Raw genomic sequence first — 14,024 nt, 5'->3', positions numbered from 1 at the left:
CGAACCCGGAAGCTAAGCCTTACAGCGCCGATGGTACTGCAGGGGGGACCCTGTGGGAGAGTAGGACGCCGCCGAACTCCTATTAGAGCTCTGGCTCTTGGGCAAACAGCCCGAGGGCCAGAGCTTTTTTGCGTTGAGGTAAGGTCGGGGAGCATCGTCGACACCATTTCCCACAGGAGGATCCCGGGTGGAGGTCCAGGAGACGCGGGTACAGACAGACCGCGTCCTCACCATCCCGAACATGCTCAGCATGGCGCGGCTCGTTGGCGTACCCCTGTTCCTGTGGCTGATCCTCCGGCCCGAGTTCGGCGGTCCGAAGAGCGACGGATGGGCGCTCCTCGTGCTGGCCCTCAGCGGCGTCAGCGACTACCTGGACGGCAAGCTCGCCCGGCGATGGAACCAGGTCAGCAGCCTCGGCCGGCTGCTCGACCCCGCCGCCGACCGCCTCTACATCCTCTCGACGCTCGTCGGCCTCACCTGGCGGGAGATCCTGCCGCTCTGGCTCACCGCCGTCCTGCTGGCCCGCGAGCTGGTCCTCCTGGTGATGGTGGGGATCCTCAGGCGACACGGCTATCCGCCGCCCCAGGTCAACTTCCTGGGCAAGGCCGCCACCTTCAACCTGATGTATGCCTTCCCACTGCTCCTGCTCAGTGACGGAACTGGCTGGATCTCGTCACTCGCCGCAATTTTCGGCTGGGCGTTCGCCGGATGGGGTACAACCCTGTATTGGTGGGCAGGAGTGCTTTACGTGGTCCAAGTCCGCCGTCTGGTTCGTGCGGACCCTGTGGCCGATTGAACCCGCTGATCAGTACGCGCAACGTCGCGCGACGACCCGCACTGTGAACGTGCCGGCCCCTCCCGGCGGGTGAAGTCGGTCTGACCGTCGTCTCTTCGAGGAGGACGCTTCCGACATGAAGGCCGTCGTAATGGCCGGAGGCGAAGGCACCCGCCTTCGTCCCATGACCTCAAGCATGCCCAAGCCGCTCCTGCCGGTGGCCAACCGGCCGATCATGGAGCACGTTCTGCGGCTGCTCAAAAGGCATGGGCTCAACGAAACCGTTGTGACCGTCCAGTTCCTTGCGTCGCTCGTCAAGAACTACTTCGGTGACGGCGAAGAGCTCGGAATGGAGCTCACCTATGCCAACGAGGAGAAGCCCCTCGGTACCGCGGGCAGCGTCAAGAACGCGGAGGAAGCGCTGAAGGACGACGCCTTCCTCGTCATCTCCGGTGACGCCCTCACCGACTTCGACCTCACCGAGCTGATCAATTTCCACAAGGAAAAGGGCGCCCTGGTCACGGTCTGCCTGACCCGCGTGCCCAATCCGCTGGAATTCGGGATCACCATCGTGGACGAGGAAGGCAAGGTCGAGCGTTTCCTCGAGAAGCCGACCTGGGGACAGGTCTTCTCCGACACCGTGAACACCGGCATCTACGTCATGGAGCCCGAGGTCTTCGACTACGTCGACCCCGACGTTCCCGTCGACTGGTCCGGTGACGTCTTCCCGCAGCTGATGAAGGAAGGCAAGCCCGTCTACGGCTACGTCGCCGAGGGCTACTGGGAAGACGTCGGTACGCACGAGAGCTATGTGAAGGCGCAGGCCGACGTCCTCGAAGGCAAGGTCGACGTCGACATCGACGGCTTCGAGATCTCCCCGGGCGTATGGGTCGCCGAAGGCGCCGAGGTGCACCCCGACGCCGTCCTGCGCGGCCCGCTCTACATCGGCGACTACGCCAAGGTCGAGGCCGGCGCGGAGATCCGCGAACACACCGTCGTCGGATCCAACGTCGTCGTGAAGAGCGGTGCCTTCCTGCACAAGGCCGTCGTGCACGACAACGTGTACGTCGGGCCCCACAGCAACCTGCGGGGCTGCGTCGTCGGCAAGAACACCGACATCATGCGGGCCGCGCGGATCGAGGACGGCGCCGTCATCGGCGACGAATGCCTGGTCGGTGAGGAATCCATCGTCCAGGGCAACGTGCGGGTCTACCCGTTCAAGACCATCGAGGCCGGCGCCTTCGTCAACACCTCCGTCATCTGGGAGTCCAGGGGACAGGCGCACCTCTTCGGCGCCCGGGGCGTGTCCGGCATCCTGAACGTGGAGATCACACCGGAACTCGCGGTGCGGCTGGCGGGTGCCTACGCCACGACGCTCAAGAAGGGCTCCACCGTCACCACGGCCCGCGACCACTCCCGCGGCGCCCGCGCGCTCAAGCGGGCGGTGATCTCCGCACTGCAGGCCAGCGCCATCGACGTACGGGACCTGGAGAACGTACCCCTGCCCGTCGCACGGCAGCAGACCGCGCGAGGCAGCGCGGGCGGCATCATGATCCGGACCACGCCCGGCGTGCCCGACTCCGTCGACATCATGTTCTTCGACGGACAGGGCGCCGACCTCTCGCAGGGCAGCCAGCGCAAGCTGGACCGCGTCTTCGCCCGGCAGGAGTACCGGCGCGCCTTCCCCGGCGAGATCGGAGACCTGCACTTCCCGGCGAGCGTCTTCGACTCGTACACCGGGTCGCTGCTGCGCAACGTCGACATCACCGGCATCGCGGAGTCCGGGCTCAAGGTGGTCGTGGACGCGTCCAACGGCAGTGCCGGACTGGTCCTGCCGAGCCTGCTCGGCAAGCTCGGCGTCGACTCGCTGACCATCAACCCCGGTCTCGACGAGTCCAGGCCCACCGAGACGGCTGACGTACGGCGCGCGGGACTGGTCAGGCTCGGGGAGATCGTGGCGTCCTCGCGGGCCGCCTTCGGTGTACGGTTCGACCCCGTCGGCGAGCGGCTGTCCCTGGTCGACGAGAAGGGGCGGATCATCGAGGACGACCGGGCGCTGCTCGTCATGCTCGACCTCATCGCCTCCGAGCGGCGCAGCGGCCGCGTCGCCCTGCCCGTGACCACCACCAGGATCGCCGAACAGGTGGCGGCCTACCACGGAACGCAGGTCGAGTGGACGACCACCTCGCCCGACGACCTGACCCGCGTGGGCGGCGAAGAGGGCACGATCTTCGGCGGTGACGGCAAGGGCGGCTTCATCGTCCCGGAGTTCAGCAGCGTCTACGACGGCACGGCGGCCTTCGTACGGCTCATCGGGCTCGTCGCCCGCACCCAGCTCACGCTCAGCCAGATCGACGCGCGCATCCCGCGGGCCCACGTGCTGAAGCGGGACCTGGCCACCCCGTGGGCGGTCAAGGGCCTGGTGATGCGGCGGGTCGTCGAGGCGGCCGGAGACCGCTTCGTGGACACCACCGACGGCGTGCGCGTGGTGGAGACCGACGGCCGCTGGGTGATGGTGCTGCCCGACCCCGCCGAGGCGGTCACCCACCTGTGGGCCGAAGGCCCCGACGACGCCTCCGCGCAGGCACTGCTCGACGAGTGGTCCGCGGTCGTCGACAGCGCGGGCCGGTAGGCAGGGTCTGCCGACCGACCGAACCGGACGCCGGCGTACCGGACAAGTGCCCCCCGACAGGGCCTGTCCGGCACGTCGGCGGGGCCGTTTCGGAGGTAGTGGTCGCGGCGTGCGACGATGTGCGGCATGCCGCAGCCACCCCCCGTTCGGAGCACCCCCGCGCGGCCCGCGCGCCCGGACGCCTCCATGTCGTTGCTCACCAACGTCATGGACCACAGCCTCGACGACGGATACGCCGAGGCCGCCGCGCGCAAGCAGTCCCACGGGGACGGCGGCATGCCCAAGACCCTCCGGGCGAAGCTCGGACTCGCCGGCGGCCTGGTGCTGGCCGCGCTGATCGTGACCGTCGGGGCCGCGCAGGCCCGGGTGGAGGCTCCGGTCGTCGCCAAGGAACGCGAGGAGCTGATCGACCGCATCGACCGTGAGGCCGAGGCCGCCGACAAGCTCGAGGACAGCGTCGACGACCTGCGCGCCGACGTGAGCGCACGGCAGCGTGAGGCCCTCCGGGACAGCGGCGGCGGCGACCGGTCCACGCTGGTCGGCATACTGTCCGGCGCGAGCGCGGTGCACGGCCCCGGGGTGCGGCTCGTCGTGGACGACGCCAAGGACGCCGGCGCGGGCGGCGACGGCGACGCCCGGTCGGCCTCCGGGTTCTCCGACACCGGCCGCGTCCGGGACCGCGACATGCAGCGCGTGGTCAACGGCCTGTGGGAGTCGGGCGCCGAAGCGGTCTCCGTCAACGGACAGCGGCTCACCGCCCTGTCCGCGATCAGAGCCGCCGGAGACGCGATACTGGTCGACAACAAGCCGCTGGTGCCGCCGTACACGGTGCTCGCGGTGGGGGACGGCCGGGCGATGAGCGACCGGTTCCAGAACAGCGCGGACGGGCTGTACCTGCACGCCTTGCAGGAGAACTACGGCATCCGGACGGCCATCTCCGTGGAGGACGACGTCCGGCTGCCCGCCGCGCCGAGCGTCATCGTACGTACCGCACAGCCGATAACCGAGAAGGGCACATCGTGATCGCCGTACTGGGCCTCGTCGTGGGAGTCGTGGCCGGACTGTTGGTCCGGCCCGAGGTCCCGGCGGTTGTCGAGCCTTACCTGCCGATCGCCGTCGTCGCGGCGCTCGACGCCGTGTTCGGGGGGCTGCGAGCGATGCTCGACGGCATCTTCGACGACAAGGTCTTCGTGGTGTCGTTCCTGTCGAACGTCGTCGTCGCCGCGCTGATCGTGTTCCTCGGCGACAAGCTCGGTGTGGGAGCCCAGCTGTCCACCGGTGTCGTGGTCGTCCTCGGCATCCGCATCTTCTCCAACGCCGCGGCGATCCGCCGGCACGTGTTCCGGGCATGACGCCGATGAACGAACACGAGCGCGACGAGACGACACGCCCGGCGGTGTCCCCGCCCAGGACCGCCCCCGAAGCCGCGCCCGCACCCGGACTGCGCAGGGAACTGCCCGCGGAGGTCCCCGCGAGCGTGCCCACGCCCGCCGACGAGACCCTCCGGCGGGAACCGGCCGGGCCGGAGGTGACCGGACGGCAGCGGCTGATCAAGGGGCTGTGGCCGCCGCGCCTGACCCGGGCCCAACTCATCGTCGCCCTGCTGCTCTTCGGCCTCGGCTTCGGCCTGGCCGTCCAGGTGGCCTCCAACAGCGACAGCGACAGCGCGCTGCGCGGGGCCCGCCAGGAGGATCTCGTACGCATCCTCGATGAACTCGACAACCGAACAGAACGTCTAGAAGACGAGAAGCGGGGCCTCGAGAAGCAGCGCGACGAGCTGGAGAACAGCTCCGACCAGGCCGAGGAGGCCCGCAGGCAGACGATCGAGAAGGAGAGGCAACTCGGTGTCCTGGCCGGCACCGTCGCCGCGCAGGGACCCGGGATCACCATGACCATCGAGGACACCAAGGGCATGGTCGAGGCGGACATGCTGCTCGACGCCGTCCAGGAGCTGCGCGCCGCCGGTGCCGAAGCGATCCAGGTGAACGGCGTGCGGGTGGTCGCGAGCACCTACCTGACGGATTCCGGCAGCGGTGTCGCCGTGGACGGGAACAAGATCGCCGCGCCCTATCGTTTCAAGGTCATCGGCAAGTCGCAGGACCTCGAGCCGGCGCTCAACATCCCCGGAGGCGTGGTGCAGACTCTCGAGAAGGAACAGGCCACCGTTACCGTGGAGCGGTCCACCAAGATCGTCGTGGATGCCTTGCGGGCGGCGGAGCGGCCTGACTACGCTCGGTCGTCCTCGCGGTGAACCGGGGGTGCATGGGGGGCTTCCGGCCAGGGCATGAGGTTGCGGGGGGTCGGCGCACCGATTGGGTGGTGCGTGGTGGAAACTGTCTGGCGGAGGCGGACGTTGTGAAGATGTCCGGGTCGGCCAATGTGTTCAGTCAGGGTTCGTCCTGCCCCACGGGCGGGTCTGTTTCGGTCAAGGGGAATCGCCCGTGAAGTTGTTTGCGAAGTTGTTCGGCAAGAGCGCGCGGCGAGAGGACAGCGGCAACGCGACCGCTCGTCACCGCGCACAGCCTGACGCGGAAGGTCAGCGTCCGCTGTTCCGGGACCAGGTGGGTCAGGGCGCGCCGTCCGCCGACCCCGCTCAGTCGGGCGGCATAGGTTCCGGACAGCCGTCGACCTCAGGTACGGGTGGTGGGTACTCGGACCCGTACGCGTCCCAAGCCCCAGGCGGGCAGCCGCGGCAGGAGGATCCGTCCATGTCGGCGCTGGTGTGTACGAGGTGTGGCAACCGCAACGCGGAGAACAGCCGCTTCTGCTCCAACTGCGGCGCGCCGCTGAAGCCCGGAGTCGCTCCGGAGCGCCCTTCGGAGACGACGTCGACGATCTCGATCTCCGGTCTCGAGGCCTACGACGCCGAGGCCACCGGCCAGACGCAGATGCCGACGCTCTCCCCGGAGGCGCAGGCGGCCGTCGACGCGCTGCCGATGGGGTCGGCGCTCCTGGTCGTGCGCCGGGGGCCGAACTCGGGCAGCCGCTTCCTGCTGGACGGTGACCTGACCACGGCCGGGCGTCACCCGCAGAGCGACATCTTCCTGGACGACGTGACGGTCTCCCGTCGGCACGTGGAGTTCCGCCGCAGCCCCGACGGTTCGTTCACGGTGGCCGACGTCGGCAGCCTGAACGGCACCTACGTCAACCGCGAGCGGATCGACCAGGTCGCCGTGTCCAACGGTGACGAGGTGCAGATCGGCAAGTACCGGCTGGTCTTCTACGCGAGCCAGCGCGGCTACTGACGGCCCCGGTCGCGGCCGGGGGACCCCAGGGAAGGTCCATGCTTGAGACACCGAGCGGCGGTGCCGGTCACGGCGCCGCCGCCGCGGGCACCGGACTGATGAGCATCGGCGCGGTGCTGAACGTGCTGCGTGGGGAGTTTCCCGAGGTCACCATCTCGAAGATCCGCTTCCTGGAGTCGGAGGGGCTGATCGAGCCGCAGCGGACCCCCTCGGGGTACCGCAAGTTCAGCGCCGGGGACGTCGAGCGCCTCGGCCATGTGCTGCGCATGCAGCGGGACCACTATCTGCCGCTGAAGGTGATCCGTGAGCACCTCGCGGCCATGGAGCGCGGAGAGGCCGTACCGCTGCCGGTGCTGAGCCGTCCGGGTGACGGTGAGGCCGCTCCGGAGCCGGCCGCCGACGGGCCCGCACCGGCCCGCATCGGGCGCGGCCAGCTGCTCGCCGTCACCGGCGTCGGGGAGAGCGAGCTCGCCGAGTGGGAGTCCTACGGTCTGCTCGCCCCTGTGGAGGACGGGGTGTACGACGCCGAGGCGGTCACGGTCGCCGGGCTCGTCGCCGAGCTGGGGCGGTTCGGGATCGAGCCCCGTCACCTCCGGGTGATGAAGGCAGCCGCCGACCGGGAGGCCGGCCTGGTGGACCAGGTCGTCGCCCCGCTGCGGCGCCACCGCAACCCGCAGACCAGGGCGCACGCCGAGGCCCGCACCAAGGAGCTGGCCGGACTCGCGGTGAAGCTGCACGCGGCGCTGGTGCAGTCGGCGCTCGGGGTGCGGCTGCCCTGATCGCGCGGGCCCGGGCACCGGATCGGCCCCCCGATCCCTGCCCGACTACCCAAACGTCCCGGGCACGGCCTAGGGTTGCTGTGTGAACGAGCTCGATGTCGTAGGTGTCCGGGTCGAGATGCCCTCCAACCAACCGATCGTGCTGTTGCGTGAAGTGGGCGGCGACCGTTACCTCCCCATCTGGATCGGACCGGGGGAGGCGACGGCGATCGCCTTCGCCCAGCAGGGCATGGCACCGGCACGGCCGCTGACCCACGACCTTTTCAAGGACGTGCTCGAAGCCGTCGGGCAGGAGCTCTCCGAGGTACGCATCACCGATCTGCGCGAAGGTGTCTTCTACGCGGAGCTGGTGTTCGCCAGCGGCGTCGAGGTGAGCGCCCGCCCGTCCGACGCCATAGCGCTGGCGCTGCGCACGGGCACGCCCATCTTCGGCAGTGACACGGTGCTCGACGACGCGGGGATCGCCATTCCGGACGAGCAGGAGGACGAGGTGGAGAAGTTCCGCGAGTTCCTCGACCAGATCTCGCCGGAGGACTTCGGTACCAGCAACCAGTGAGGGAGGGCGGCCGCCGCCACGGCCGGGCGCAGGGCCCGCGCGGCGGGCATTCGGCTAGCCTTTCCCCGCGGTGGGGCACGGAAAACCACTCTCAGGGTGATTATCACTCGGCGTGCCGAGTGTGGCGATCGTTGACGCACCCTTGGTGACTGCCTACCGTCGAGGAGGCAGGTCAAGGACGGAGGTCGGCGTGAGAAGCAGCGGCGACGGTACGGCTGGGGGTGCTCCCGGACACGGTTTCGGGGCGAGCGGGCCGTACCCTCCCCAGAGCTCCCGGCTCCGCCCGAGCGCGGGCCACCCCGGGCACGGAGGGGCGACCGGGTCGGTTCCTCAGCGGCCCACGGCTGTGCCGGGCGGCGGTGAGGCGGTGGGGGCGTCCGAGGAGATCGGTTACCGGGGGCCCACGGCCTGTGCCGCCGCGGGCATCACCTACCGGCAGCTCGACTACTGGGCCCGTACGGGACTGGTCGAGCCGAGCGTGCGACCGGCCCACGGATCGGGGTCGCAGCGGCTGTACAGCTTCCGTGACGTCGTCGTGCTGAAGATCGTCAAGCGCTTCCTGGACACGGGCGTGTCGCTGCAGAACATCCGCAGCGCCGTCCAGCACCTGCGCGAGAGCGGCTTCAGCGATCTCGAACGCATGACGTTGATGAGTGACGGCGCCACCGTCTACGAGTGCACCTCGCCGGACGAGGTGCACGCCCTGCTGCAGGGCGGACAGGGGGTCTTCGGCATCGCCGTCGGTGTGGTGTGGCGGGACGTCGAGAGCGCGCTGTCACAGCTGCACGGGGAGCGCGTCGACACCGGGGAGACCCTGGTCGGCCACAACCCCATGGACGAGCTCGCGCGCCGCCGCAACAAGGCCGTCTGACGACGCCCCCCCAGGCCCGCGAGGAGGGTCCGGGCCGTCGATGAGGGCATTGTCAGTGACGTAGGGCAGCATCGGACCTGTGAGATCCGCGCCCACGATCCTGCATCTCGACATGGATGCCTTCTTCGCCTCGGTGGAGCAGGCGTCCAAGCCGAGTCTGCGCGGGAAGGCCGTCGTGGTGGGCGGGCTCGGGCCGCGCGGTGTGGTCGCCACGGCCTCGTACGAGGCACGGGTCTTCGGGGTCCACTCGGCGATGCCCATGGCGCAGGCCCGGCGCCTGGCGCCGAACGCCGCGTACCTGGTGCCCAGGTTCGCCCTCTACCGGTCGATCAGCGACGAGGTGATGAGGCTGCTGCGGGCCCTGTCGCCGCTGGTGGAGCCGCTCAGCCTCGACGAGGCCTTCGTGGACCTGGAGGCCGGCGGCACCGCCTGGGACGAGCGGTCGGCCCGCCTGGCGGGGGCGCGGCTGCGCGCGGACATCAGGGAGGCCACGGGACTCACCGGTTCGGTGGGCCTCGCCGCGTCCAAGATGCTCGCGAAGATCGCGTCGGAGCAGGCCAAGCCGGACGGGCTGGTGGTGATCGAGCCGGGTACCGAGCGGGCCCTGCTGGGGCCGCTGTCCGTGCGCACCCTGCCCGGTGTGGGCCCCGCGACCGGCGACCACCTGCGCCGGGCCGGGATCCACACGGTCGGCGAACTCGCCGAAGCCGGGGAGGACGAACTCGTACGGCTGCTGGGGAAGGCCCACGGGCACGCGCTGTTCGCCATGGCGCTGGCGCGGGACGAACGGCCGGTGGTGGCGGAGCGGGAGACCAAGTCGGTGTCCGTGGAGGACACCTACGACGTGGACATCCACGACCGGGTGCGGGTCGGCGCGGAGGTGCGCCGGCTCGCCGGCCGTTGCGTGGGCAGACTGCGCGGGGCGGGCCTGTCGGGGCGGACCATCGTGCTCAAGGTGCGGCGGTACGACTTCTCCACCCTCACCCGGTCCGAGACGCTGCGCGGGCCCACGGACGATCCCGCGGTCGTACGGGAGGCCGCGGAGCGGCTGCTGGAGTCGGTCGACACCACGGGCGGGGTGCGGCTGCTCGGAGTGGGCGTCAGCGGACTCGCCGACTACACCCAGGAGGACCTGTTCGCGCAGGCGGCGGGCGCGGCCGGGGAGGACCCCGTCCGGGAGGAGCCGGCGGACGCGCCCGCGGCGGACGGCCCGGCGCCCGCCGAGCGGCACTGGCCCGCCGGCCACGACGTACGGCACACCGGGTACGGACACGGCTGGGTGCAGGGCAGCGGACTCGGCCGGGTCACCGTGCGCTTCGAGACCCCCGGCTCCCCGCCCGGGCGGGTGAGGACCTTCCGCACCGACGACCCGGCCCTGGAACCGGCGGATCCGCTGCCGCTGGTGTCCCGGAGGCCGGGGGAGGTCGAGGGGGCGCAAGGCGGTGGAGGAGCGGGAACGGAGAGTGCGTGAACGGCGGGTCAGACCTGCTTGTCCCGGCCGGCGAGCCTGCCGAAGTCACGGTCCGGCACCGGAGGGGGAGCGGCGATGTCCAGCCCGTAGTGGTGGTAGAGCTGGAGTTCCTGCTCGGGGGAGAGGTGGCGGCCCACGCCGAAGTCGGGAGCGTCCTTGATCAGGGCCCGCTCGAACGGAACGTGGAGCGCTCCGTCGATCAGCTCGCTGGGCTCCAGCGGGACGAAGGCGTCCCTGCTGAACAGGCCGGTGCGTATGGCCGCCCACTCCGGTACGCCGGTGGCGTCGTCGAGGTACACCTCGTCGATGGTGCCTATGCGGGCGCCGCTGCGGTCGAACGCCTTGCGGCCGATCAGGTGGCGCGGATCGATGTCGGTCTGCACGGGCCCTCCACTGGTCGCAAACTCATCCGTAAGCACTACACAACGGCACAATCGGCGGGGCGGCCACTCGAAGACCCGGTGGTGAGCTCGCTGGTACCCTGGCAAACGGCCGCTGACCCCGCGCGGGAGAGTCCTCCGGACACCACCGGAGGCGCCGAAGGAGCAAATCCTCCCCGGAATCTCTCAGGCACACGTACCGCACGGACGAGGTCACTCTGGAAAGCAGGGCGGGTGTCGACGGCTTCCGCTCTCACCGACGGTGAAAGCCGGAGCGCCCCGGGCGTTCCGGTGAAGCTCTCAGGTTGAGATGACAGAGGGGGAGGCCGTCCGGGCACCTGCGCCGTGGTGCCCCTCGAAGGTCGTCGGACCAGGAGGCCTCCTCAATGACCGCCCCTCGCACTCCGCTCTCCGCACTCGAACGGGGAATTCCCTTCGAGCAGCGTCACATCGGCCCCGACCACGAGGCCCGCGCCAAGATGCTCGCCCAGGTCGGCTACGGCTCGCTCGACGAGCTGACCGCCGCAGCCGTGCCGGACGTGATCAAGAACGCCGAGGCGCTGGATCTGCCGGGCGCGCGGAGCGAGGCCGAGGTGCTGGCCGAACTGCGCTCCCTGGCCGACCGCAACGAGGTGCTGGGCTCCATGATCGGGCTCGGCTACTACGGCACCTTCACGCCGCCCGTCATCCTGCGCAACGTGATGGAGAACCCCGCCTGGTACACGGCCTACACGCCGTACCAGCCGGAGATCTCGCAGGGCCGGCTCGAGGCGCTGCTGAACTTCCAGACCGTGGTCGCCGAGCTCACCGGCCTGCCGACCTCCGGTGCCTCCCTGCTGGACGAGGGCACCGCCGCCGCCGAGGCGATGGCGCTGTCGCGGCGCATGGGCAAGAACAAGAAGGGCCTCTTCCTGGTCGACGCGGACGCCCTGCCGCAGACCATCGCCGTGATCGAGACCCGTGCCGAGCCGACCGGCGTCGAGGTCGTCGTCGCCGACCTGAGCGACGGCATCCCCGCCGAGCTCGCCGAGCGCGAGATCAACGGCGTACTGATCCAGTACCCGGGTGCCTCCGGTGCCGTCCGCGACATCAAGCCGGTCATCGACCAGGCGCACGGCCTCGGCGCGCTCGTCACCGTCGCTGCCGACCTGCTCGCCCTCACCCTGCTGAAGTCGCCGGGCGAGCTGGGCGCGGACATCGCCGTCGGCACCACGCAGCGCTTCGGTGTGCCGATGGGCTTCGGCGGACCGCACGCCGGCTACATGGCCGTGCAGGAGAAGATGGCGCGCAGCCTGCCCGGGCGGCTCGTCGGCGTCTCCGTCGACGCGGACGGGCACAAGGCCTACCGCCTCGCCCTGCAGACGCGTGAGCAGCACATCCGCCGCGAGAAGGCCACCAGCAACATCTGCACCGCCCAGGTGCTGCTCGCCGTCATGGCCGGCATGTACGCCGTCTACCACGGCCCCGAGGGCCTGCGCGTCATAGCCCGGCGCACCCACCGGTACGCCACCGTCCTCGCCGAGGGGCTGCGGGCCGGCGGCGCCGAGATCGTGCACGGTTCCTACTTCGACACGCTGACCGTGCGCGTCCCCGGCCGGGCCGCGGAGATCGCCGCCGCCGCCCGCGGCAACGGCGTCAACCTGCGTACCGTCGACGCCGACCACGTCTCGATCGCCTGCGACGAGACCACCACCCGGGCGCAGCTCGCCGCCGTGTGGAGCGCCTTCGGCGTCGAGGGGGACATCGAGGCCCTGGACGCGGCCGCGCCGGACACGCTGCCGGACACCCTGCTGCGCGACGACGAGTACCTGACCCACCCCGTCTTCCAGCAGCACCGCTCCGAGACCGCGATGCTGCGCTACCTGCGCCGGCTCGCCGACCGCGACTACGCGCTGGACCGCGGCATGATCCCGCTGGGCTCCTGCACCATGAAGCTCAACGCGACCACCGAGATGGAGCCCATCACCTGGCCCGAGTTCGGGCAGCTCCACCCGTTCGTGCCCGCCGGGCAGGCGCAGGGCTACCTCACGCTCATCCGTGAGCTGGAGGAGCGTCTCGCCGAGGTCACCGGTTACGACAAGGTGTCCCTCCAGCCCAACGCCGGATCCCAGGGCGAGCTGGCCGGGCTGCTGGCCGTCCGCGGCTACCACCGGGCCAACGGCGACGAACAGCGCACCGTCTGCCTGATCCCGTCCTCCGCGCACGGCACCAACGCCGCCAGCGCCGTGATGGCCGGCATGAAGGTCGTCGTCGTCAAGACCTCCGACGACGGCGAGGTCGACGTCGCGGACCTGCGGGCCAAGATCGAGCAGTACCGCGAGCAGCTGGCGGTGCTGATGATCACGTACCCGTCGACGCACGGCGTCTTCGAGGAGCACGTCGCCGACATCTGCGCAGAGGTGCACGAGGCCGGCGGCCAGGTGTACGTCGACGGCGCCAACCTCAACGCGCTGGTGGGTCTGGCCAAGCCGGGCCACTTCGGCGGTGACGTCTCGCACCTGAACCTGCACAAGACCTTCTGCATCCCGCACGGCGGCGGTGGCCCCGGCGTCGGCCCGGTCGGTGTGCGGGCGCACCTCGCGCCGTACCTGCCGAACCACCCGCTCCAACCGGAGGCCGGCCCGGAGACGGGCGTGGGACCCATCTCGGCGGCGCCGTGGGGTTCGGCGGGCATCCTGCCCATCTCCTGGGCGTACGTGCGTCTCATGGGCGGTGAGGGACTCAAGCGGGCCACCCAGGTGGCCGTGCTCAGCGCCAACTACATCGCCAAGCGCCTCGAACCGCACTTCCCGGTGCTCTACACCGGCCCCGGCGGGCTGGTGGCGCACGAGTGCATCATCGACCTGCGGCCGCTGACCAAGGCGACCGGCGTGACGGTGGACGACGTCGCCAAGCGCCTGATCGACTACGGTTTCCACGCGCCGACGATGTCCTTCCCGGTGGCGGGAACGCTGATGATCGAGCCCACCGAATCCGAGGACCTGGCCGAACTGGACCGGTTCTGCGAGACGATGATCGCGATCCGTGCCGAGATCGAGAAGGTCGGCTCCGGCGAGTGGCCCGCGGACGACAACCCCCTGCGCAACGCGCCGCACACGGCCGCCGCGCTCGGCGGGGAGTGGGATCACGCCTACGGGCGCGAGGAGGCCGTCTTCCCGGCCGGGGTGAGCGCGGCCGACAAGTACTGGCCGCCGGTGCGCCGCATCGACCAGGCCTACGGCGACCGCAACCTCGTCTGCTCCTGCCCGCCGCTGGACGCCTACGAGGACTGACGGATGGCGGAGGGCCCCGCTCCGGCGCCGGAGCGGGGCCCTC

At 70.5% G+C, this 14,024-nt stretch carries 12 protein-coding genes, 1 rRNA gene and 1 riboswitch; of the genes, 12 read left to right on the top strand and 1 reads right to left on the bottom strand.

Annotated elements, in window-relative coordinates:
- The 11 genes from rrf to IE172_RS10845 all read left to right on the top strand — a co-directional run.
- A 5S ribosomal RNA gene (rrf, locus tag IE172_RS10895) occupies positions 1 to 77 on the top strand; the annotation flags it as partial.
- A gap of 110 nt (positions 78 to 187) precedes the next feature.
- Positions 188 to 796 (top strand): cardiolipin synthase ClsA, encoded by a 609-nt coding sequence (gene clsA / locus IE172_RS10890; RefSeq protein WP_190096939.1) that lies wholly within the window; start codon positions 188 to 190, stop codon positions 794 to 796.
- Positions 797 to 911: 115 nt separating this feature from the next.
- Positions 912 to 3,407 carry a mannose-1-phosphate guanyltransferase gene (locus tag IE172_RS10885; RefSeq protein WP_190096938.1) on the top strand — a complete coding sequence of 832 codons (2,496 nt, stop codon included), beginning with the start codon at positions 912 to 914 and terminating at the stop codon, positions 3,405 to 3,407.
- Positions 3,408 to 3,533: 126 nt separating this feature from the next.
- Positions 3,534 to 4,430, top strand: a complete 897-nt coding sequence (locus tag IE172_RS10880; protein WP_229885930.1) for a DUF881 domain-containing protein — start codon at positions 3,534 to 3,536, stop codon at positions 4,428 to 4,430.
- Positions 4,427 to 4,759 (top strand): small basic family protein, encoded by a 333-nt coding sequence (locus tag IE172_RS10875; RefSeq protein ID WP_003988855.1) that lies wholly within the window; start codon positions 4,427 to 4,429, stop codon positions 4,757 to 4,759. Before IE172_RS10880 ends, IE172_RS10875 begins: the two co-directional genes overlap by 4 nt.
- A 5-nt stretch (positions 4,760 to 4,764) precedes the next feature.
- Entirely contained in the window at positions 4,765 to 5,658 is an 894-nt protein-coding gene (locus IE172_RS10870; RefSeq protein ID WP_190096936.1) for a DUF881 domain-containing protein, read from the top strand.
- 61 nt (positions 5,659 to 5,719) lie between these two features.
- Positions 5,720 to 6,652 (top strand): FHA domain-containing protein, encoded by a 933-nt coding sequence (locus IE172_RS10865; protein WP_190096935.1) that lies wholly within the window; start codon positions 5,720 to 5,722, stop codon positions 6,650 to 6,652.
- A gap of 38 nt (positions 6,653 to 6,690) precedes the next feature.
- Positions 6,691 to 7,431, top strand: a complete 741-nt coding sequence (gene ftsR, locus IE172_RS10860; protein WP_190096934.1) for a transcriptional regulator FtsR — start codon at positions 6,691 to 6,693, stop codon at positions 7,429 to 7,431.
- Positions 7,432 to 7,513: 82 nt separating this feature from the next.
- Positions 7,514 to 7,987, top strand: a complete 474-nt coding sequence (locus tag IE172_RS10855) for a bifunctional nuclease family protein (RefSeq protein ID WP_189559098.1) — start codon at positions 7,514 to 7,516, stop codon at positions 7,985 to 7,987.
- A 190-nt stretch (positions 7,988 to 8,177) separates the two neighbouring features.
- Entirely contained in the window at positions 8,178 to 8,858 is a 681-nt protein-coding gene (locus IE172_RS10850; protein ID WP_190096933.1) for a MerR family transcriptional regulator, read from the top strand.
- A gap of 79 nt (positions 8,859 to 8,937) precedes the next feature.
- Positions 8,938 to 10,329, top strand: a complete 1,392-nt coding sequence (locus IE172_RS10845) for a DNA polymerase IV (protein ID WP_190096932.1) — start codon at positions 8,938 to 8,940, stop codon at positions 10,327 to 10,329.
- A gap of 8 nt (positions 10,330 to 10,337) precedes the next feature.
- On the opposite strand, the gene IE172_RS10840 is transcribed toward IE172_RS10845, so the two are convergent.
- Positions 10,338 to 10,712, bottom strand: coding sequence for a PRC-barrel domain-containing protein (locus IE172_RS10840; protein ID WP_190096931.1), 375 nt, complete (start codon positions 10,710 to 10,712; stop codon positions 10,338 to 10,340).
- Between the two features lie 113 nt (positions 10,713 to 10,825).
- Positions 10,826 to 10,921, top strand: a riboswitch (glycine riboswitch).
- 174 nt (positions 10,922 to 11,095) lie between these two features.
- Here IE172_RS10840 and gcvP point away from each other — a divergent pair.
- A complete protein-coding gene (gcvP, locus tag IE172_RS10835) occupies positions 11,096 to 13,981 on the top strand; it encodes an aminomethyl-transferring glycine dehydrogenase (protein WP_190096930.1) in 2,886 nt (961 codons plus the stop codon).
- Positions 13,982 to 14,024 lie beyond the last annotated feature (43 nt).

Source organism: Streptomyces griseoflavus, assembly GCF_014649995.1.
GTDB classification, from domain to species: Bacteria; Actinomycetota; Actinomycetes; order Streptomycetales; family Streptomycetaceae; genus Streptomyces; species Streptomyces griseoflavus.
The sequence above is the reverse complement of the archived record's forward strand: the minus strand, read 5'-3'. Positions and strand labels throughout refer to the sequence as shown.

What these genes read in the sequence shown, in the direction of transcription:
- ftsR (WP_190096934.1), top strand. Translation starts at nt 6,691, where the DNA reads ATGCTTGAGACACCGAGCGGCGGTGCCGGTCACGGCGCCGCCGCCGCG.
- IE172_RS10880 (WP_229885930.1), top strand. Translation starts at nt 3,534, where the DNA reads ATGCCGCAGCCACCCCCCGTTCGGAGCACCCCCGCGCGGCCCGCGCGC.
- gcvP (WP_190096930.1), top strand. Translation starts at nt 11,096, where the DNA reads ATGACCGCCCCTCGCACTCCGCTCTCCGCACTCGAACGGGGAATTCCC.
- IE172_RS10885 (WP_190096938.1), top strand. Translation starts at nt 912, where the DNA reads ATGAAGGCCGTCGTAATGGCCGGAGGCGAAGGCACCCGCCTTCGTCCC.
- IE172_RS10870 (WP_190096936.1), top strand. Translation starts at nt 4,765, where the DNA reads ATGAACGAACACGAGCGCGACGAGACGACACGCCCGGCGGTGTCCCCG.